At 77.1% G+C, this 680-nt stretch carries 1 pseudogene; it reads left to right on the forward strand.

Features of this window, described 5'->3' with window-relative positions:
* A pseudogene (locus B9S61_RS40595) lies at positions 1–680 on the forward strand (BREX-2 system phosphatase PglZ); the annotation flags it as partial.

Genomic DNA, 680 nt, shown 5'->3' on the forward strand with positions numbered 1-680 from the left:
CCCCACCGGAGCGGACGCCCGCGCCCGCGTCGTCGCCGTACTGGAGCGGGCCGACCAGCTCGCCGACACCGCACGGCTGACACCGCTGCTCACCGAGGACCGGCTGCTGCCCTCCGGCTACCGCGCCCGGCTGCGCGCCCTCGCCACCACCCTCGACGGACGTCCGGGGCCCGCGCAGGACGCGCTGCGCCGGCTCGCCGACCACCAGCTCGCCACGCTGTACGGCGAGTCCACCGAACGGGCGCGGACCGCCGTGCGTCTGGTGCGGTGGCTCGACACCCCGGCACCCGAGGCGTCCCCGGTGGGTCAGGCCGTACGGCAGCACCTGCGGTCCACCGGCCGGGTCGACCTGGCCGTCGGCATCCTGGCCGAGGGAGACGCCTCCCGGGACGGCATCCTCGGGGAGGCGTACCACCGGCTCATCGACCGGGTACGGGACCGGCGGCAGCAGCTCGACGAACAGTTCGCGCGGAACCTGGCCACCTGGACCGAGGCCGCCTCCCAGCAGGCGCCGAACGGGGCCCTGCTGATCGAGGACGTGCTCGCGGAGGCCGCCGCGCCCCTCGCCCGCGACGGCGGACGGCCCCTGGTCCTCGTCCTCGACGGGATGAGCGCCGACGTCGCCGTGGACCTCGCGGCGGGGCTCGACCCGCGCGCGTGGACGGAGATCTGCCCGGCCG

Origin of the sequence: Streptomyces sp. SM1 (assembly GCF_002910825.1) — a bacterium.
Classification (GTDB): Bacteria; Actinomycetota; Actinomycetes; order Streptomycetales; family Streptomycetaceae; genus Streptomyces; species Streptomyces okerensis.